The following is a 19,976-nucleotide window of genomic DNA, read 5'->3' as shown; positions in this document are numbered from 1 at the left end:
CATGCTAACTATCGCAGATAAAACGTTTCAATCTCGACTCTTCACTGGAACGGGTAAGTTCGCCAATAAGTACTTGATGGCGAGTGCTATCGAAGCTTCCGGTTCTCAACTGGCAACCATGGCGTTGAAGAGGGTTGATATTCGCTCTGAGCAAGACGACATTTTACAACCCATCATTGATGCTGGCGTGAACTTACTACCGAATACATCAGGTGCTAAGAATGCAAAAGACGCCATCTTTGCTGCGCATTTGGCTCGTGAAGCGCTAGGCACAAATTGGCTCAAACTGGAAATTCACCCAGATCCAAAGTACTTGATGCCAGACCCAATTGAAACGCTTAAAGCCGCTGAGCAACTGGTTAAAGATGGCTTTGTTGTGTTGCCTTACTGCCATGCCGACCCAGTATTGTGTAAGCGCTTGGAAGAGGTGGGTTGTGCTGCGGTTATGCCGTTAGGTGCGCCGATTGGTTCAAATAAGGGTATTGCGTCTGCAGATTTCTTAGAGATCATTATCGACCAAGCGAATGTCCCTGTGATTGTTGATGCGGGGATTGGTGCGCCATCTCATGCTGCTCGTGCAATGGAAATGGGCGCAGACGCTGTGTTAGTGAATACGGCTATAGCTGCATCTCAACAGCCTGTTGAGATGGCGATTGCTTTTAAGCTGGCGGTTGAGGCGGGTCGAATGGCTTACCTTGCTGGACTTGCAGGAAAAGTATCTCACGCGGTTGCTTCGAGCCCGTTAACTTCATTCCTAGACGAGTAGTATTGCTATGACGTTTGTTGATCAATTTAAACAGCTCAACTGGGATGACATTGGTATGTCTATCTTCAGTAAAACGGCAGCGGATGTTGAACGTGCTCTGAGTAAACCCAAACGCGACTTAGAAGACTTTAAGGCTCTGATCTCTCCGGCGGCAGAACCTTACTTAGAGCAGATGGCACAACAATCGTTGGCGCTAACTCGTAAGCGATTTGGCAATACGATGTCGCTTTATATTCCTTTGTACCTGTCTAACCTGTGCGCTAACGCATGTACGTATTGTGGTTTTTCAATGGAGAACCGTATCAAGCGCCGCACGCTTACTTTGGATGAGATTGATGCCGAAAGTGCGGCTATCAAAAAGATGAAGTTCGATAGCGTTTTGTTGGTCACCGGTGAACACGAAACTAAGGTCGGGATGAATTACTTTCGACAGGTGTTGCCGAATATCAAAAAGCAATTCAACTACCTTGCAATGGAAGTGCAGCCGCTTGATCAACAAGATTACGCAGAACTTAAAACGCTCGGTTTAGATGCGGTGATGGTTTACCAAGAGACTTATCAGCCAAGGACCTATGCTGAGCATCATCTACGTGGCAATAAAATGGATTTTGAATATCGTCTTGAAACCCCCGATCGCTTGGCAAAGGCGGGAATTGATAAGATAGGTATTGGTGCCTTGATAGGTTTGGAAGATTGGCGAACCGACTGCTTTTTTGTTGCTGCTCACTTAGATTACCTAGAGCGCACTTATTGGCAGACTCGCTATTCAATTTCATTCCCGCGTCTTCGCCCGTGTGAGGGTGGAGACTCTAGTGGAGGATTACAGCCTAAATCAGTCATGAACGATAAACAGTTGGTTCAGCTTATCTGCGCATATCGACTCTTGAATCCTGAAGTCGAGCTATCTCTATCTACTCGTGAGTCTGCAACCTTCCGCGACAATGTGTTGCCATTGGGTATCACGAGTATGTCGGCGGCTTCTAAAACCCAGCCTGGTGGTTATGCTTCCGGTGAAGAAGAACTTGAGCAGTTTGAGATCAGTGACGAGAGAACTGCTGCTGATGTCGAGTCAATGATTCGTCAGCGAGGTTTCGATCCAGTGTGGCGAGACTGGCACAGTGCCTATTCTGGTTAAGCAACATATTGCTCGATGTTCCACGTGAAACATCGATGTAATGATACAGGCAAATAAAAACGGCTACCTTTGGGTAGCCGTTTTGCTATTTGCTATTTAACTTATTAACCGAGCAAGCTCGTTTTGGGTCAGTTAAGCGTTTAGCGAAGCATTAAGCGTGAGCCAATGGAGTTGTCGATTGGCGTAACCATTCCAATGTATCACCTTCAACTAATGGGCTAACATCGTTCCATACCTTCTGATGGTAGTCGTTCAGCCACGCCAATTCAGGTCGTGTTAGCAAATCAACATTGATGTTGCGCTTATCGATAGGGCAACGTGTTAGCGACTCAAACGTTAGTACTGAGAAATCACCTTGAGTTGGCAGTTCAACAACCAGTTCTAGGTTTTCGATGCGGATACCAAACTCATCAGCACGGTAGTAACCCGGCTCGTTTGATAACACCATGCCTTCAACAAGAGGTACGTCGATAAGCTTCTTAGAGATGCTTTGCGGACCTTCATGAACACTTAGGAAGTGACCAACACCGTGACCAGTACCATGATCGTAATCGAAGCCTTCTGCCCAAAGATGTTGACGCGCTAGGATATCCAGTTGGAAACCACGAGTGCCTTGTGGGAAACGCGCACGTGCAATGCCAATGTGGCCTTTAAGCGCTAATGTGAACTGCTGGATCATTTCGTCGCTTGGCTGGCCAATCGCGATAGTACGAGTGATGTCGGTTGTGCCATCTAAGTACTGACCGCCTGAATCGACTAGGTACAAAGTATTCAGTTCTAGCTGACCAGGTTCAGGTTGGTTCTCGTGGTTGTAGTGACACATTGCAGCGTTGCCACCTGCTGCTGAAATTGTGTCAAAACTTAAGTCCATCAGCGTTGGGTCTTGCTCACGGAACGATTGTACTTTGTCAGCTAATACCGCTTCGTTGTGTAGGTTACCTTGTGCGACTTCTGCATCAATCCAAGACAGGAATTTCGCCATCGCCACGCCATCTCGAATGTGACACGCTTTCATGCCCGCAATTTCAGTTGCGTTCTTAGCAGCTTTTGGCATTAAGCATGGGTCTGCTGCTTCAATGATATGAGCACCAGCATTTTGTAGAACCAACGTGTACCAAGCATTACTGGTACCTGAATCGACAGATACATTTTTGCCTGTTAAAGATTGAAGGCGCGCTTCAAGCTCTGATGGGTGAGAAACGCGAATACCATTACCAACGTGTGCTTCAAAGCCTGCTGGGATGCGTGCTGGGTCTAGGAAGAAATCGACGCTTTCATCAGCGTGAATGATTGCATTAGACAGTACAACAGGTAGGCGAGATACGTCTAAACCACGAATGTTAAGCAACCAACAGATTGAGTCAAGCTCGGTAAGGATAGCGGCGTCCGCACCTTTTGCTTTTAGTAAGCCAGCAATCTCCGCACGTTTGCTTTCACTTGATTGACCAACGGCATCTGTTGCCATTAGGCGAACATCAGATACAACAGGCTCAGGACGGTCAGACCAAAGCTTATCAATCGGGTTTGCTGATAACGTTGTTAGCTCAACTTTCTCCGTTAGTTTTACTTGTGCGCCTTTCAACCAAGCGGCGGTGTGCATGCGTGGGTCGAATGCAACCTTACTGCCTTGTGGCAATGAATTGATGATCCAATCTAAAGCCGGTTCTTCAATAAGGTGGCGATACTCAAATAACTCTGCTGGTACCTGCTTACGAACCTGAACGGTGTAGCGACCATCAACAAAAATAGCAGCAGTATCACGAGTGATAACAGCGGCACCTGCAGAGCCGGTAAAACCTGTTAACCAGTGAAGTCGCTCGTTATGAGCGGGAACGTATTCACCTAGATATTCGTCTTCATGTGGAATGATAACGGCATCTACGTTGTTTGTTTCAAGCCAAGCTCGAACCGCAGCAACGCGTTCAGCAGTGATATTGTGCATCTGTGTTTATCCTTATTGTTAGGGTCCTTGTTAACACTCACAGTCGATGTACATGCGAGGGGACTTATTAGGTCAATAAGCTAGCGCTTTTGTTCGTTTGCTGCAAACGCTGTACGCCATTTTTATCTAAGGTGCAGAGTTTTTTCTTTGATGATATCTCGTAACCAAGTTAAGGCTGGGTCATTTTCTCTATCACGGTGCCAAAACAGAGTGTATGCCATCGGTGGGAATTCCATTGGTAGAGGAACAACCACTAAGTCGAGTTGCTTAGCGACGAGGTAAGTAAAGTGGCTTGGTGCGGTAAACACAAAGTCGGTGTAAGTACACAGGCTTGCAGCGCTATTGAAGTCTGGAACAGAAATAGCGATATCACGTTGATGGCCAAGATCAGCCAGTTTGTAGTCGAGCAGCCAGCGGTCGTTACCATCACACCTTACTTGTACATGACGCTGCGCAAGGTAGGTTTCCAGATCCCATTTACCACTCAGAGCAGGGTGGTTGCGTCTTAGCACACACATCTGTGCGTCGCGGTAGATCTCTTGTTCGCAAATGTCGTCTGGCGGCAGCATAGTTAAACGCGCATCGTTGATGTCGATGTCTTTGCCAGTGAGTCCGATATCTAGTTCACCAAGTTGCAGTTTCTTAAAGGTTTGTTCTGTCCAAGCATGGGTGTTGATATTGACCTTAGGTGCTTGTCGAAATATTGCCGGTAAGAAGTGCGGAAGAATCAGCGGGTAAACACTCTCAACGGCAGCAATATGAAAACTGTGGTCGCTGTTGTTGGGAATGAATGTCTCAGGCTGAGTGAGAACATCAAGTTGGTTGATCAACGTTTCTAACCGAGGCTTAAGGAAAACAGCTTTCGGTGTTGGTCGTAGGCCATGAGCACTTCGCGTAAAAAGAGGGTCATTAAATTGTTCACGAAGCTTGGCTAGCGACTTACTCACGGCTGATTGGCTCAAGCATAATCGGTGTGCGGTGCGAGTGACACTCAGCTCTTCCATCAGCACCTGTAAGCAAACCAATAGATTGAGGTCGAGGCGTGATAGTTTCTCGATATTCATGTGAGTTTCCTATTTGGAATAATGCTAATGAGTATATGCCATTTTTGTTCATATCTTTAGTTGGTTATTATGCACCTAAATTAACTCATTCGGAGAATCTTGTGCCTTCTAACGCGCTTCCAATCCCTAGTAAACTGCAGGTTGCTTTATTGGCAATGCTGGTTCTATTTAGCCCTCTGGCTATAGATATTTATCTTCCAGCTCTGCCACAAATTTCAACAGCGTTTCACGTGGAACACGCACTAGCACAAGATACGATTACTTGGTTTTTATTCGCCATGGGTGTCGGGCAATTATTTGCAGGCCCTTTGGCTGATAAGCTAGGACGTCGAACCGTTGCATTGGGAGGTGTTAGTATCTATGCATTGAGTGCTTGCTTGGCGTGGGCAGCTCAATCGATTGATATGATGCTAATAGCTCGGCTGCTACAAGGCTTAGGAGCTTGTGCGACTTCTGTAGCAGCCTTTGCGACGGTTCGCGATCTATTTGGCCCTGAGAAGAGTGGCCGTATGATCAGTTACCTCAATGGTGCAATTTGCTTTATTCCTGCATTAGCACCGATTCTGGGTGCGTGGTTGACTCAACAGTTTGGCTGGCGCTCGAACTTCAGCTTCATGGCTGTGTTCGCTGTCGTGGTTGGCACAATTTTGTTTTTCCAAATGAAAGAGTCTAATCCAGCGACAGAAAAGGTCGCGGTGTTCAAACTTGAGCGTTACTGGTCGGTATTGAAAACACCATCATTCATCTTCCATGCGACATTGTGCTTGATGGCAATGGCAGTAATCCTTGCTTACGTTACCTCTGCACCTGTTGTGTTGATGGAAAACCTAGGTTTGACGATGAACGAATTTACCTTCTGGTTTGGTATTAACGCGGTTATCAACATCACGGCTGCATTCACTGCTCCGAAGTTCATGGACCGTTTTGGTACATATAAGGCGTTAGTTGTAGGCATCTCAACATTGGGTCTGGCTGGCGTCATTATGTTGGTACTTGCTGACCATGCTAGTGCGATCGCATTCATGCTGCCAATCTTCTTGTCTTCAGTTGGTTTTGCTTGGATTCTTGGTGCTGCAGCCGGTAAGGCACTTGAACCTTTCGGTGACCGTGCGGGTACCGCAGCTGCGTTGCTTGGTTTGTTCCAAATGAGTGGTTCAGGGTTACTGGTTGGTACCATGCAGCGCCTTGATTTAACATCGCAAGTGATGATTGCCCTGCAAATGTTCCTTATTGTTCCTGCATTGTTAGTACTTGCGAGCAAAGCAGGTAAGTCGTGGCACACGACGTTTGCTAAGGCATAAGTCTCAAGGGTGACAAAATATACAAATGGCGGTTTGCGAAACGTTAAAACATGGTATATTTGTCACTCATTGAAACGTTAGTCCCCAACGGAAAATACTGTAATGTCATTAACAACCTACGAAATGGCGCGCATCTTAGAACAAATGGAAGATGCACCTGAAAAGGTCATGTTTGGTAAATTGCTTAAAGAGCTAGGAAACCAAAGTGAAGAGCGTATTCGCAGTGCGGCAAAACAAGTTCCAATCGACACTTTGCGAGATATCATTTACCAATTTCAACGCGTGGTTGAATCTCGTAAAGGTGAACAAGTTCAGCTACTAGCAAAAGAGCTGGCAGAGCAAGGTATTTCAGCTGAGGAATTACAAGCTTTTCTGAGCAAGTAGTTTTTCACCAGTTAAAAAGAAACCACTCATTTGAGTGGTTTTTTGCGTTTTTGGATTTGCGATGAGGACTAGTTGCTGAATTGCTTCTTCAAGATTCTATCCAATGAAAATGGTCCTGCGCCCCATACAACGACGATAAGAATCATTAATCCCCAAAGCTGATGATCGTAGAAGCCTTGCGCCCACAATACAGGGTATGACACGACGGCCATGATATTGAAAACGAATAGTGCTGCAGCCATAGGTCGTGTTAATAAACCAAGTGCTAAGAATACTGGCAGAATCAATTCAGCGGCAGTACCCATATAGGCCGCTAACTCCCAAGGTAACAGTGGGACTTGGTATTCCAATTCAAACAAGTACAGAGTGCTATCCCAAGTTGCTATTTTAGTCAGCCCAGAATTAAAGAATACCCATGCCACCCAAAGGCGACAAAATAGCAGAAGCACTGGAACAAAAAGTGCCTGTGATTTCTCAATCAAATTGTCGTATTGAGCCATCATGTTCGTGACTGTGTTGTTATCCATATTATGTCTCCAATTCGGCATCGATTGAAAAACCTGAGATGACGTTAAGCGCCATGACAGTATTCAGATGTTGTAGTAATGAAGGGTCAATCTCAGCGAGCGTTTGACCCGATTGCAATTCAGTTAATAGTTGGTGGCATTCTTCTGTCAAACAATGACTCTCAATCTGTGAATTCTCGGCTCGGATTAACACCCCAAATTCAGGTTGGTTGATGTCTAACCCGTCGAGTTGCTGCTGATAGATAGCTTGCTCAAGCGCGATCATCGTATAGCTAGAATTGACTAGTGTGATTGAACCTTTGAGATGAAATACTAAAGCGCCTTGTTGCTCTTGTGGCACATCAGCTAAACAAGAAAGGGGACGTTGGTCGACATGTGATTCTGAAACACATCTCACCAAGCTATCTTTTTGCCATTCATACAAAGCCACTTCAGCTAGATAAGGTGCAGCCTCAATAACAGCAGGAAAGGCATGGATAGTCTGTTCAAAGTGTTCCCCATAACCGCTGACATCACCAGAGGTTGATGGATAACTTAAGACATGTTGACGAGCCATCTGTTGGAAGCACTCTTCACCAACCAGCATTTCAGTGAGTGGGTAGGTTGCTGCCAGTACTTCGCTCAAGCTAATCACAAAGTTGTTGCGGTAAATCTGGATGCGTTGCTCATCAGTAAAATGGTCGCTCACGATGTCGCAATGCTCACCATTGTTTTGGTAGCGTAACGCGTTCGCAAACTCCGATTGCACATTAGCTAAAGAGTGGCTCATGATGCGCGACTCCTTTGGTTGAACTTGTCGTGTTGATACAAGATATCACTGGCTTTGGTTGCTTCAGCCAATAAGACTTGTGGTTCTGGGATGTCTAGATCCCATTCAATCAAGGTGTGGCGCAAACCATGTTGTGCTATCCATTGTGTGTAGAGTTGCCACACTTCGTCACAGACTGGTTTACTGTGGGTGTCTATCCAGATCTCACCTTGTTCGAGTTTCTTTTTGGTAAAACCTGCTAAGTGAATCTCTTCCACTTTGTCTGCAGGTATTCCGCTTAAGTACTCTTCACAGCTGAAACCATGATTAAAAGATGAGACAAAAATATTATTGAAATCGAGTAAGAGGCGACATTCGGTGCGCTTCTGTACCTCGGCTAAAAACTCCCATTCTGGGATCGTTGAATGCTTGAAGGCGAGGTAACTCGATGGGTTCTCAATCAGCATAGGACGTTGCAGGCTGTCTTGGACCTCTAATACATTTCGACAAAAGACTTCCAACGCCTCTTCGGTATAGGGCAGCGGTAATAAATCATTGAAGTAATGGCCGCCGGTCTGACTCCAGCTGAGGTGGTCAGAAACCAAGAACGGCTCGATATCATCAATCAGATCTTTTAACTGCAGTAAGTGATTTGGGTTGATGCGCTCAACAGAACCTAGAGACAACCCAACACCGTGGCAACTTATGTTGTGGGCGTTACGAATTTCCCTGAGTTGTTGACGTTGCGGTGATTGAGTTAAAAAGTAGTTCTCGCTGTGCACCTCTAACCAACTCACTAAGGCTGGGTTTTGGCTAAAGAAGTCCAAGTGCGGTGTTCTAAGGCCAACCCCTGTGTTGGGGTGAAGAGTTTGAGTCACAACGATTCTCCTAATAAGAAGTGGAGGTGAGCTGAATGTCAGCTCACCATACTAAGCAGCTCAATTATGATGATTGAGTGTTACCACCTGATAATTTGCCACACAGCCCTTTAGGTACGACTACGAATGCATCGGATTGGTTGTCTTCTTTTGCTGTACCCGCACATGAACTTGTTTTGGTTGCACAATCATTTTGGCCAGCTTTTGCCACGCCGTAGCATTTTTCTTTTGCTGCAGCTTCCGCGGGTGCTGATGTAAGAACTGCACCGCCGAACGCTAGTACACTTGTGATTGCAGCTGTAACAGCAAGATTAGAATTTTTCATAGTCATTCCCTCTAGGACTTAATAGTATTTTATATCGCAGGTTAATGGATTGTTAACTTGCTTACTAAAAAGGATAGGAAGAACCAGGAAATAATTTCACGACATTATAAGAAATATCAATATTAATGATGATTTGCCTTTTAACTCATTGATTTTATGATGTTAATTTTTGAATGTTTTTTCTTCTTATTATCCTAAACGCAGCCTAGTGTTTAGGTTATAATCAACTTTTATGTATAAATACCCAGTAGTGAGCATATCCAATGATAGATCCTTCGCTTTTACTCGATGGCCTAAACGACAAACAACGTGAGGCGGTCGCAGCACCTTTAGAAAACCTACTTATTCTGGCAGGTGCTGGCAGTGGTAAAACGCGAGTGTTGGTGCATCGTATCGCTTGGTTACAAAGCGTAGAGCAAGCATCACCGTTCTCTATCATGTCGGTTACCTTCACCAACAAAGCGGCAGCAGAGATGCGTGGTCGTATTGAAGAGTTGATGATGGGTAGCTCGTCGGGCATGTGGAACGGCACCTTCCACGGTATCTGTCACCGCATTCTTCGTGCTCACTACCTAGATGCAAAACTGCCAGAAGACTTCCAGATCATTGATTCAGATGATCAGATTCGTTTGCTGCGTCGCTTAATTAAGGCGCAAAATCTTGATGAAAAGCAGTGGCCAGCTAAGCAAGCTTCTTGGTGGATCAATGGAAAGAAAGACGAAGGGCTGCGCCCAAGTCACATTGACGCCTACCATGATCCAATAACTCAAACGTGGTTAAAGATTTACTCTGCTTACCAAGAGGCATGTGATCGCGCTGGCTTGGTCGACTTTGCTGAAATCTTGTTGCGATCGCATGAACTATTGCGCGATAAAAAACACATCCGCGAGCACTACCAAGCTCGCTTTAAGCACATTCTTGTCGACGAATTCCAAGATACCAACAACATCCAATACGCTTGGCTTCGCATGATGGCAGGCCCGGATTGTCGCGTGATGATCGTGGGTGATGATGACCAATCTATCTATGGCTGGCGTGGCGCTAAAATTGAAAATATTCAGAAGTTCTGGATGAATTCCCAGGTGCTTCAACGGTTCGACTCGAACAAAACTACCGTTCAACCAAAACCATTCTGCAGGCGTCGAACGAGCTTATCTCGAACAACACTGAGCGTATGGGTAAAGAGCTGTGGACTGATGGCAACGATGGCGAGCCAATCTCTGTTTACTCAGCTTATAACGAGTTAGATGAAGCGCGTTTCACGGTTAGCAAAATCAAAGAGTGGCAAGAGAAAGGCGGTGCGTTAGAAGATACCGCAATGCTTTATCGTAATAACGCCCAATCTCGTGTGCTTGAAGAAGCGTTGATTCAAGGTGGTTTACCTTACCGAATCTACGGTGGCATGCGATTCTTCGAGCGTCAGGAAATCAGAGATGCTTTGAGCTACCTGCGCTTAATGAGTAACCGCAGCAATGATGCGGCATTCGAACGTGTCGTTAATACGCCGACTCGTGGCTTGGGTGATAAAACGTTAGAAACGATTCGTCTTGCAGCGCGTGATCGTGGTGCAACCATGTGGGAAGCCAGTGTTGCTCTGATAGAAGAGCAAGTGTTACCAGGTCGTGCTGCGGGTGCTTTGAGCCGCTTTATTGAACTTATCAATGCACTTGAAGATGACACCATAGAACTGAGACTTCATGAGCAAACCGACCACGTAATCAAATCGTCTGGCTTGTTTGCTATGTACGAGCAAGAGAAAGGTGAGAAGTCGAAGGCTCGTATTGAGAACTTGGAAGAATTGGTAACGGCAACGCGTCAGTTTGAAAAACCAGAAGAAGCGGATGAAATGAGCATGCTAACAGCGTTCTTAACTCATGCGGCTTTGGAAGCGGGTGAAGGTCAGGCTGATGAGTTTGATGATGCGGTTCAGCTCATGACTCTGCACAGTGCCAAAGGCCTAGAGTTCCCAATGGTATTCATGGTTGGTGTTGAAGAGGGCATGTTCCCAAGCCAGATGTCGGCCGAAGAAGCGGGGCGTTTAGAAGAAGAACGTCGCCTGTGTTACGTCGGCATGACCCGTGCGATGGAGAAGCTCTACATCACTTACGCTGAAATGCGTCGTTTGTACGGTCAAGACAAGTATCACAAGCCATCTCGTTTTATTCGTGAGCTACCAGAGACATGTCTGGATGAAGTGCGTATGAAGGCGCAAGTGAGTCGCCCTGCAAGCAGTGGTCGCTTTAGCCAAACCGCTGTGAAAGAGAACTTCAATGAAACAGGCTTTAGCTTAGGCTCTCGCGTTAAGCACCCTAAGTTTGGTGAAGGTACCATTATCAACTTCGAGGGAAGTGGCCCACAGAGTCGAGTTCAAGTTGCGTTCAATGGTGAAGGCATCAAGTGGTTAGTAACGGCTTACGCTCGATTAGAACAGCTTTAATCTGCTCCTTCGACATCTAAAAATCGTTCATTATTAAAACTAAAAGAGCAGCCAATGGCTGCTCTTTTTTATTGCTCGGTACTATGCTGAATCGAGCTTAAGGCATTTCTGCATAAAGTAGGACTTACAGTGTTGCAAGCGCCGCTTCGTAGTTTGGTTCTTCAGTGATCTCTGCAACCAACTCGCTGTGTGTTACCACACCTTTTTCATCAACAACGACAACGGCACGTGTTGTTAGGCCTGATAGTGGGCCTTCAGCAATCGCTACGCCGTAGTCTGATGCGAATGCAGGAGAACGGAAAGTTGAGGCGTGTTGAACGCCTTCAATGCCTTCTAGTTCGCAGAAGCGACCCGCAGCAAACGGTAGGTCAGCAGAAATACAAACAACAACCGTGTTCTCAAGCTCTGCCGCTTTTGCGTTGAACGTGCGTACGCTCGTTGCACAAGTTGCTGTATCGATGCTTGGGAAGATGTTTAGAACTACTTTCTTGCCTTCAAGAGAAGCAAGAGTCAGTTCAGAAAGATCGCCTGCGGTCAGTGCAAAGCTTGGTGCTTGTTCGCCAGTTTGTGGGAATGTGCCTGTTAGCGGTACAGCAGCGCCTTTGAAGGTAACGTGTGACATGAATTTGTCCTTAGTTTAATTATGGTTATGAAACTAGTTGAGCCTAGTTCGACTTACGTTACTCGGAAGTGGTTAAGAAGTGAATGGTTTAAATGTCAGAATTGTAATCAAAGGTCTTTGATTTATTTGTTTTAGGGGAAGAAAAGGTGGGACGACAGATAAAGAAAAACCCCGAGAGCTTGCGCTCATCGGGGTCTATAGTCTTACTCGCAGCAATCCGGCTACTAAGTGTGCTCCATGCATCAAATCCATGATAGTGTGCTGTTATCCTTCAGCGTATTCCTTTCATCGCCTTCCTAGCGGTGTCCTTGATCTTATCCTGATCTGCCAACAATCCTCGTTAGCGCGCGTCACTTGTTCCTTGAGCGGTGTCCTTTACATCATCCTGATGTTCAGTCCTTTCCTCGTCCAGAGGTGTCCATTGTCTTTCCTTAGTAGCAACCATCCTAGTTACTATTGCGTCCATTCAATGTCCATTTCGCTATCCATGCCGATTATTCATCCTGAGTAATCGAATCTTCATCCTGAAGATAACCAAGTCCTTGGCGTTTCCTGTTCCGTGTCAGCATCCTTCCGACACCATTCATATTACCGATTCCTTATTTATCAGCAATGGTGCATAAGCGAATTTCTATATAATTATTTGAATGATAAATGTACGTATCCTTTAATTTCAATTGGTTACGATGTCGAGGTGACTAATTTCGTCATCAAATATCGATATTTACTCACTGCCTTGTGAGAGATCTCGCACAAGGCAGCGAGTAAAAAGGGAGGGTTATTCCCTACTGACCAATGGCTGCACCTTCACGACGAGGGTCTGCAGCGCCTTCTAAACCATCTTTTGTGATGCGAATCGCGTGTAAACCAGAGTTAAGATCGCGAACGTTGACTTCAAATCCCATCTTTTCTAGCTCAGGTTTGAAGTTTTCCGCTGATGTTCCTTTTTCCAAATCTAAGGTACCGAAACGGTTTAGGAAGTGTGGTTGGTTGATCGCTTGCTGAATATCCATGTCCCATTGGGTATGCGCAATGATCGCTTGTGCTACATAACCGATGATACGGCTGCCACCGGGAGAGCCAATCGCCATGTAAGGTTTATCGTCTTGCATGATGATAGTGGGTGCCATTGAAGAACGTGGACGCTTACCCGGCTCAAGTCGGTTAGCGATAGGCTTACCATCGTTGTGGGTCTTGAATGAGAAGTCGGTCAGTTCGTTATTGAGTAGGAAGCCTCTCACCATCAAACGTGAGCCAAAGGCATTCTCAATGGTGGTGGTCATCGAAACGACATTGCCATCGCTATCGACGATATTGAAGTGGCTGGTGGATGGTAATTCAATAGAAACATCTTGGCTTCGCAGCATGGCGTGATCCCACGGTGGCGTGCCTGAAGGTGCACTTGATAGTGCCTTACCTGCGGTAATTAACTGAGCACGTTCCTGCAAATAGTCAGTATTGACTAACCCTTGGGTTGGCATTGGCACGTAATCTTGATCGGCCATGTACATACCACGGTCAGCAAAGGCTAGGCGAGAAGCGTCTGCTAACACCTGCCAAGATTTCGCGTTGTTTGGTCCCCATGATTTGAGGTCAAACTGCTCGGTCATCGCTAAGATCTGCCCAACCGTTAATGCACCTGAACTTGGTGGTCCCATTCCACATACTTGATAGCTTTCATAAGCAGAACAAACTGGCTCACGTTGCTTAATTGAATACGCATCGAAATCTTTCTGTGCCAATACGCCAGGGTTACCTTTGGCAGTGTGCACAGTATTAATGATGTCGGCAGAGATCTCACCCTGATAGAAGGCCTTAGCACCATCCTTTGAGATAGCGTTTAACGTTGCCGCGTATTCTGGGTTCTTAAGTTGAGTACCCGCTGTTTTCGGGCTGCCATCGGCATTGAAGAAGTAGGCTTTAGTTGTCGCAAATCGGCTTAGTCGCTCTTGGTCATTTTCAATCAAGGTAGCTAAGCGTGGACTAATAGTAAAACCTTCTTCAGCTAGCTGAGCGATAGGTTTAATCAGTGATGCCCACTCTAGTTGTCCGTACTTCTGGTGAGTGTCCCACAGCAATTGCACCGTGCCCGGTGTCGCAACTGAGCGACCACCAACCACTGCATCATAGAATTTAAGCGGTTGTCCGTTTTCGTCTTGGAATAGACGTGGTGTGGCATCAAGTGGTGCAGTTTCACGACCATCGTAAGTTTTGAGTTGCTTGTCCTTGCCATCAAAATAAACAAGGAACGCACCACCACCAATACCTGATGACTGAGGTTCTACTAAGCCAAGCATAAGCTGAACGGCAACCATCGCATCAATGGCGTTACCACCACGAGCAAGCACATCAGCTCCAGCCTGTGTTGCTAATGGGTTGGCTGCGGTGACCATCCAGTCATTGGCTTTAACGAGTTGTTTGGTTTCTAAACCACTACTTTGTTCGGGTGCGACGGAATCGGCAGCTTGATTTGCCCAACTGACGTGAGAGGCAAAAAGTAGGGTAGAAGTGGCGAGGGTTGTTAGTTTTGTTTTCCACTGCATGATCTTCTCCTTTTAATATGCAGAGCTAGATTGGCAGTGGAAAGATGAGATAGCCAGAGCGTTGTTAACGAATTGTAATCTTGATTCGAATTTAAGCGATTAAACCGGACAGTGACTGCCAAAGAATACTCGCGCCAATAAGGCTGAATAACACGCCACACAAGCCATCGATGTAAACGGTCGCTTCGCTGAGTTTCTTCTGCAGTGTTTTGGTTGAAAGCATCCACGCCAGCAGTGAGAACCAAAACAGTGAGAGGCCAAATAGGATGATCAGGGCAAAGCCTTTGCCTGACAGCGACATATCCACAGGGACTAAGCTCGACATTAAACTAATAAAGAACACCAAAGCCTTTGGGTTGAGAATGTTGGTCATAAACCCTTTAGAAAATGCATCTCGCTTGTTGGTCAGAATCAGATCTTTAGAATTAACGGTATCGGCGTCATCGTCGTGGTTCTGAATGATTTGCCAGGTTGCTTTAAGTGCACCGTAACCTAAGTACAGTAAGTAGCTACCGCCGGCCAATTGGATAATGGCAAATAGTGTGGGTTGCTGGTGGACTAGGTAACTGATTCCCGTCAGGCTCAGTAATGAGTGCAGCAAGATCCCGCAAGATAAGCCAAGCGCAATGTACAAGCCTGTCTGGCGTCCGTGACGCGTCGCATTTTGCACGACTAACGCAAAGTCAGGGCCGGGGCTCATCAAAGCGATGAAGTGGATAGAGGCTAGGGTGATCAGTATGGTGACTTCGTTCATCATCAGTTCTCAATAACGTTGCCGCTATTTTTAAATAAGTAATCGTATTGAGCGTAGCTTACCGTGATTTGAAATCGAGCAATTGTAAATTATCAACACTTAGTTGATTTGTGAGGGTGGTACGCCGAACGTGGTTTTGAAAGCCTTGGAGAAGTGTGCCTGATCATAGAAGCCTACTTGGTGCGCAACCTTAGTACCACATATCCCAGACTTAATCAGGCGCATGCTTTGTTCCATGCGTAAACGGCTTAGCCATGCATAAGGCGTAATGCCCATTTTGTTTTTAAAATGGCGTTGGAATTGAGTCGTGGTTAAACCACACAACTCAGACAGTTGTTCTAATCGCACTGGTTGATCCAAATTCGCCATCAAATAGTCTTTTAGCGTATCAATCGATTGATTACCCAGTTTGATGTCGCTTTTCGATCCAAATTTCGCATAACGATCGACAATCGTCGAGAATCCTTCGAAAGGTAAGCAATCTTGAGCGAGTTGGCTGATGTTTTGATTGATTAACAGGCCATGTAAGTTGCGTAATTGTGAAAATGCAGCTTGATCGGAGAGGATCAATTCAGAAAAGCCTAATGTGTGACCATTTTTCTTGGGATCGGCAAGATCTTGAAACCATTGGGGAGAAACCGCAAATACACTGACTTGATAACCCGAATCGAGCTTGGAGTGCCCATCATGCAGCTCATCGGGTGGCATGATAACAACTTGGCCAGCACCAACATTATGGCTCGTCCCTTTATAGACGAATTTCTGCTGTCCTTGGGTAATTAAGCCAATGTGAAAGTCCAAATGATAGTGGCGCTGAAAGGCAAACTCTTGGTACTGAGCTTGGATCAGGCTGATATCTTCTGTTGGGGTAGAGTAGTAGTGGACTTTATCCATGGTACAAAAAAGCTTGGTCAAATAGTCATCAATTCAACCAAGCTTATCTTCGTATTAAGGGATTGTCTTGTAAAAACGATCAGTGTTACTGCTTAGCGCGTTTGTTCTTCTTGTTGTTACGTAGGCCATCAAAGCTGAAAATTACCAGAGCGCCCCAAATAAAGGCGAAGGTAATCGCTTTATCTGAAGTAAAGGCTTCACCGTAAATCAGAACTGCGAGCAAGAACATTAAGCTGGGGCCGATGTACTGGAAGAAGCCGAGTGTCGATAGCTTCAAGCGGGTTGCTGCGCCAGTAAAACAAAGCAATGGAACCGTGGTGATCACACCTGCTGCAACCAATAATAGATTGAGCTGCATTGGGTTCATCGAGAAATCTGACGTTGCGCTGTCTGCGATAAACAATAAGTACGTTGCTGCGATAGGCAGCATCACCAGCGTCTCAATGAATAAGCCAGTTTGAGCTTCCAAGCTAACCTTTTTACGTAACAAGCCATAGAAACCAAAACTGAAGGCTAGGGCAATGGCAACGATCGGCACGGAGCCAAACGCGATCAATTGAATTATCACGCCAATCGCAGCAAGACTAACGGCAAACCATTGGAGCTTGCGTAAGCGTTCGCCAAGGAAGAACATCCCGAGCAACACGTTAATCAGCGGGTTGATGTAATAGCCTAAGCTGGCATCGAGCATGTGATTGGAATTCACCGCCCAAATAAAAATAAGCCAGTTGGCGCCCACTAAAATCGAAGTGGCGACTAAATAGAGCATTTTTGGTTTAGAGGTGAGGGTGTCTCGAACCTTACGCCAGCCACGACTCATGTGCAGTAGAAAAGCGAGTAGGAAAAAAGACCATACTACACGGTGGCTAAGAATCTCAAATGGGGATACTTCACTTAAAGATTTGAAATATATGGGAGCGATTCCCCACATGGTGTAAGCGGCAACGGCAAGCAAAATTCCCTGTCGCGTACGTTGTTGGTCGTCTTGTGTCATGTAACTTTCTCTAGCACTGAGTGCTTATTAATAAGATTTATAAAGAGAGTTGGTCAGTATAGGAGCGTTAACCCTTTTCACCTAACAATTTGCGGTTTAATTCGCCAGCGTTCCCCTCTACAATGTGCGCCTTGCTTGCCAATGCTGCACGCTGACTTTATACCTTGATTAGGAACCACAATGACCGCCACTCTGATTGCTGAGCAAACACCAACTCCCGCGAATGATGCGCAAGATATCTTACAAGATGTCTTTGGTTATCAAAGCTTTCGTGATGGTCAGCAAGAGGTCATAGACCTAGCCGTTGAAGGTAAAGACAGCTTGGTGATTATGCCAACCGGTGGTGGTAAGTCTCTGTGTTACCAAATCCCGGCTTTAGTGCGTGATGGGCTGACTTTGGTTATCTCACCGCTCATTTCATTGATGAAAGACCAAGTTGACCAATTGAAAGCCAATGGTGTGGCGGCTGAGTGCATAAACTCATCGATGCCACGCGATCAACTGTTGAGCGTGTTCAACCGCATGAACTCAGGCCAATTGAAGATGGTTTATGCTTCACCAGAGCGTGTGTTGATGCGTGACTTCATCGAGCGCTTACAAGGTTTGCCGCTTTCGATGATTGCGGTGGATGAGGCGCACTGTATCTCTCAATGGGGACACGATTTCCGTCCTGAATATGCTTTGCTAGGCCAGCTTAAACAGTATTTCCCGCATGTGCCTTATATGGCGCTGACAGCAACCGCTGACGATGCGACGCGCAAAGATATTATCTCGCGTTTGCAGCTGGTGGAGCCGCACACGTACTTAGGCAGCTTCGATCGCCCTAACATTCGCTACAACCTAGTTGAGAAGCACAAACCCGTGTCTCAGGTGGTTCGCTACCTAGAAACGCAGAAAGGCAATTGCGGCATCATCTATTGTGGCAGCCGTAAGAAAGTGGAAATGGTGACCGAGAAGCTGTGCAATAACGGTATTCGCGCTGCGGGTTATCATGCAGGCATGGACACCGACGAACGCGCTTACGTTCAAGAAGCTTTCCAACGTGATGATATTCAGATCGTTGTGGCGACAGTGGCCTTCGGTATGGGCATCAATAAACCCAACGTACGCTTTGTGGTGCACTTTGATATCCCACGCAACATCGAATCTTATTATCAAGAGACAGGCCGCGCGGGTCGTGATGGCTTACCTGCTGAAGCGATGATGTTGTTTGACCCTGCTGATATGGGTTGGCTGCGTCGTATGCTGGATGAGAAAGAAGAAGGCCCGCAAAAACAAGTTGAGATGCACAAGCTGAACGCGATGAGTGCCTTTGCCGAAGCGCAAACGTGTCGTCGTCAGGTTCTGTTGAACTACTTCGGCGAATATCGCGAGAAGCAATGTGGCAACTGCGATATCTGCTTAGACCCACCAAAACACTTTGATGCGACCCAAGAGGCACAGAAGGCGTTGTCTTGTGTGTACCGCGTTAATCAGTCATTTGGTATGGGCTATGTGGTGGAAGTGATGCGCGGTATGCAGAATATCCGTGTCCGCGATAATGGTCACGATAAACTTTCTACCTACGGTATTGGCCGTGACCACAGCCACGATTACTGGATCAGTATCTTCCGTCAGCTAATTCACAAAGGCTTGTTGTTCCAAAACATCACTCGTAACTCAACATTACAGTTAACAGAAGAAGCTCGCCCGTTACTGCGTGGTGAGATGTCTTTGGAGTTGGCTGTACCTCGTTTAGATACAGCAGTGCGTAATGCGAAGTCCGATAAACTTAGCAGTAAGAACTACGATAAGAAGCTGTTTGCCAAACTGCGTAAGCTGCGTAAGTCGATTGCTGATGAAGATGGCTTGCCACCATACGTGGTATTCAGTGATGCGACGCTGATTGATATGGCTGAAATCCTACCCACATCTTATGGCGAGATGCTGGCAGTCAATGGCGTTGGTCAGCGTAAACTTGATAAGTACGCAGACCCATTCTTAGATTTGATTCAAGAACACATCACCACACACGGCTAGCTTGCGAGAAACGACTAGCTTATAAAAACGATGGGCTTATAGAAAAAGAATAAGGTTGATAGGGACATGACAAAACCAACAGAATTTGGCTTAAGAGAGTATTTGGCTGAGGAAGGGCGTTTATTGATTACGTCTCCAAGTTTTGATTTTGATTCTTATGAAGTGCTAGGTGAAAAGCTGGTGGCGTTGCTGTCAGCTTCTGTTGTTGAAAAGCAATGGGACGCCGATATGCACTCTTGGTTGATTGATTTTGAAGATTGTCGAATGTTTTTAAAGTCTGAGCATTACAGCGAATCAATCTGGTTTGAGTCGTTAAACGCTGAAGAAAGCCGAGAAGAGTTCGATTATCTCGCGACGCTTTTTAAGCGCGGTTTCTAACTTTTTGCATGGCTTCTGAAACGTATCTTCTAACCTGGCTTTTAAAACTTGGCTTCTAACGTCATTCATCAATAAAAGTGAGGATAAACGTTTGCGTTTGTTCTCACCGTTGCAGCCAATATTGATTAATGTATAATCGCCCGCCGCTCAATAGAGCAAATTATAGAAACATTTTTAATTCACATTATTGGTAAGAGCTTTCTTAGTTTATTCGAAGAAATGACTCGATTTGGGTTCCCTCACCCCCAAACCAAACTAAAAAGGT

General features: G+C 45.9%; 17 protein-coding genes and 1 pseudogene. 7 read left to right on the top strand and 11 right to left on the bottom strand.

Annotated features, from left to right (window positions below):
• Position 1 precedes the first annotated feature (1 nt).
• Together AC3CKG_RS16085 and thiH are read left to right on the top strand one after the other, a co-directional pair.
• Positions 2-766, top strand: a complete 765-nt coding sequence (locus tag AC3CKG_RS16085) for a thiazole synthase (RefSeq protein ID WP_488528577.1) — start codon at positions 2-4, stop codon at positions 764-766.
• A 7-nt stretch (positions 767-773) separates the two neighbouring features.
• Entirely contained in the window at positions 774-1,901 is a 1,128-nt protein-coding gene (thiH, locus tag AC3CKG_RS16080) for a 2-iminoacetate synthase ThiH (RefSeq protein ID WP_488528576.1), read from the top strand.
• Positions 1,902-2,052: 151 nt separating this feature from the next.
• Here the strand turns inward: thiH and AC3CKG_RS16075 are convergent, their stop codons facing one another.
• A complete protein-coding gene (locus tag AC3CKG_RS16075) occupies positions 2,053-3,843 on the bottom strand; it encodes an aminopeptidase P family protein (protein WP_488528575.1) in 1,791 nt (596 codons plus the stop codon).
• A gap of 122 nt (positions 3,844-3,965) precedes the next feature.
• Entirely contained in the window at positions 3,966-4,907 is a 942-nt protein-coding gene (locus AC3CKG_RS16070; RefSeq protein ID WP_012605070.1) for a LysR family transcriptional regulator, read from the bottom strand.
• Positions 4,908-5,008: 101 nt separating this feature from the next.
• On the opposite strand from AC3CKG_RS16070, the gene AC3CKG_RS16065 reads away from it, so the two are divergent.
• Both AC3CKG_RS16065 and tsrA read left to right on the top strand, forming a co-directional pair.
• Positions 5,009-6,208 carry a multidrug effflux MFS transporter gene (locus AC3CKG_RS16065; RefSeq protein WP_488528574.1) on the top strand — a complete coding sequence of 400 codons (1,200 nt, stop codon included), beginning with the start codon at positions 5,009-5,011 and terminating at the stop codon, positions 6,206-6,208.
• A gap of 102 nt (positions 6,209-6,310) precedes the next feature.
• Positions 6,311-6,592, top strand: coding sequence for an H-NS-like global regulator TsrA (tsrA, locus tag AC3CKG_RS16060; RefSeq protein ID WP_016787602.1), 282 nt, complete (start codon positions 6,311-6,313; stop codon positions 6,590-6,592).
• A 68-nt stretch (positions 6,593-6,660) separates the two neighbouring features.
• Here tsrA and AC3CKG_RS16055 read toward each other — a convergent pair whose 3' ends face one another.
• The 4 genes from AC3CKG_RS16055 to AC3CKG_RS16040 all read right to left on the bottom strand — a co-directional run bounded on the left by AC3CKG_RS16055 (position 6,661) and on the right by AC3CKG_RS16040 (position 9,070).
• A complete protein-coding gene (locus AC3CKG_RS16055; protein ID WP_016787601.1) occupies positions 6,661-7,119 on the bottom strand; it encodes a DoxX family protein in 459 nt (152 codons plus the stop codon).
• 1 nt (position 7,120) lies between these two features.
• Complete coding sequence (locus tag AC3CKG_RS16050; protein WP_017110610.1) at positions 7,121-7,888, bottom strand: HvfC/BufC N-terminal domain-containing protein; 768 nt, start codon at positions 7,886-7,888, stop codon at positions 7,121-7,123.
• Positions 7,885-8,745, bottom strand: coding sequence for an MNIO family bufferin maturase (gene bufB, locus AC3CKG_RS16045; RefSeq protein ID WP_488528573.1), 861 nt, complete (start codon positions 8,743-8,745; stop codon positions 7,885-7,887). The genes AC3CKG_RS16050 and bufB overlap by 4 nt, the downstream gene beginning before the upstream one ends.
• 64 nt (positions 8,746-8,809) lie before the next feature.
• Positions 8,810-9,070: a BufA1 family periplasmic bufferin-type metallophore gene (locus tag AC3CKG_RS16040; protein WP_004736650.1), complete on the bottom strand. Its 261-nt coding sequence runs from the start codon at positions 9,068-9,070 to the stop codon at positions 8,810-8,812.
• 263 nt (positions 9,071-9,333) lie between these two features.
• Here AC3CKG_RS16040 and uvrD point away from each other — a divergent pair.
• Positions 9,334-11,507: pseudogene (gene uvrD / locus AC3CKG_RS16035) on the top strand (DNA helicase II).
• Positions 11,508-11,631: 124 nt separating this feature from the next.
• Here uvrD and tpx read toward each other — a convergent pair.
• From tpx to rarD, 5 genes are all read right to left on the bottom strand, one after another.
• The gene (tpx, locus tag AC3CKG_RS16030) at positions 11,632-12,129 is read right to left on the bottom strand and encodes a thiol peroxidase (protein ID WP_488528572.1); all 498 of its coding nucleotides are present in this window, start codon (positions 12,127-12,129) and stop codon (positions 11,632-11,634) included.
• Positions 12,130-12,914: 785 nt separating this feature from the next.
• Positions 12,915-14,672 carry a gamma-glutamyltransferase gene (gene ggt / locus AC3CKG_RS16025; RefSeq protein WP_488528571.1) on the bottom strand — a complete coding sequence of 586 codons (1,758 nt, stop codon included), beginning with the start codon at positions 14,670-14,672 and terminating at the stop codon, positions 12,915-12,917.
• A gap of 91 nt (positions 14,673-14,763) precedes the next feature.
• Positions 14,764-15,426, bottom strand: coding sequence for a LysE family translocator (locus AC3CKG_RS16020; protein ID WP_488529253.1), 663 nt, complete (start codon positions 15,424-15,426; stop codon positions 14,764-14,766).
• A 99-nt stretch (positions 15,427-15,525) separates the two neighbouring features.
• Positions 15,526-16,320, bottom strand: coding sequence for an AraC family transcriptional regulator (locus AC3CKG_RS16015; RefSeq protein WP_102279609.1), 795 nt, complete (start codon positions 16,318-16,320; stop codon positions 15,526-15,528).
• An 85-nt stretch (positions 16,321-16,405) separates the two neighbouring features.
• Positions 16,406-17,314, bottom strand: a complete 909-nt coding sequence (gene rarD / locus AC3CKG_RS16010) for an EamA family transporter RarD (RefSeq protein ID WP_017103322.1) — start codon at positions 17,312-17,314, stop codon at positions 16,406-16,408.
• Between the two features lie 180 nt (positions 17,315-17,494).
• Between rarD and recQ the strand changes: the two genes are divergently transcribed.
• Positions 17,495-19,333: an ATP-dependent DNA helicase RecQ gene (recQ, locus tag AC3CKG_RS16005; RefSeq protein ID WP_009848191.1), complete on the top strand. Its 1,839-nt coding sequence runs from the start codon at positions 17,495-17,497 to the stop codon at positions 19,331-19,333.
• Positions 19,334-19,399: 66 nt separating this feature from the next.
• On the top strand, positions 19,400-19,711 hold the full coding sequence (locus AC3CKG_RS16000) for a DUF3630 family protein (RefSeq protein WP_488528570.1): 312 nt from the start codon (positions 19,400-19,402) through the stop codon (positions 19,709-19,711).
• Positions 19,712-19,976 lie beyond the last annotated feature (265 nt).

The organism is Vibrio sp. QJM3NY_15, assembly GCF_057785995.1.
The sequence above is the reverse complement of the archived record's forward strand: the minus strand, read 5'-3'. Positions and strand labels throughout refer to the sequence as shown.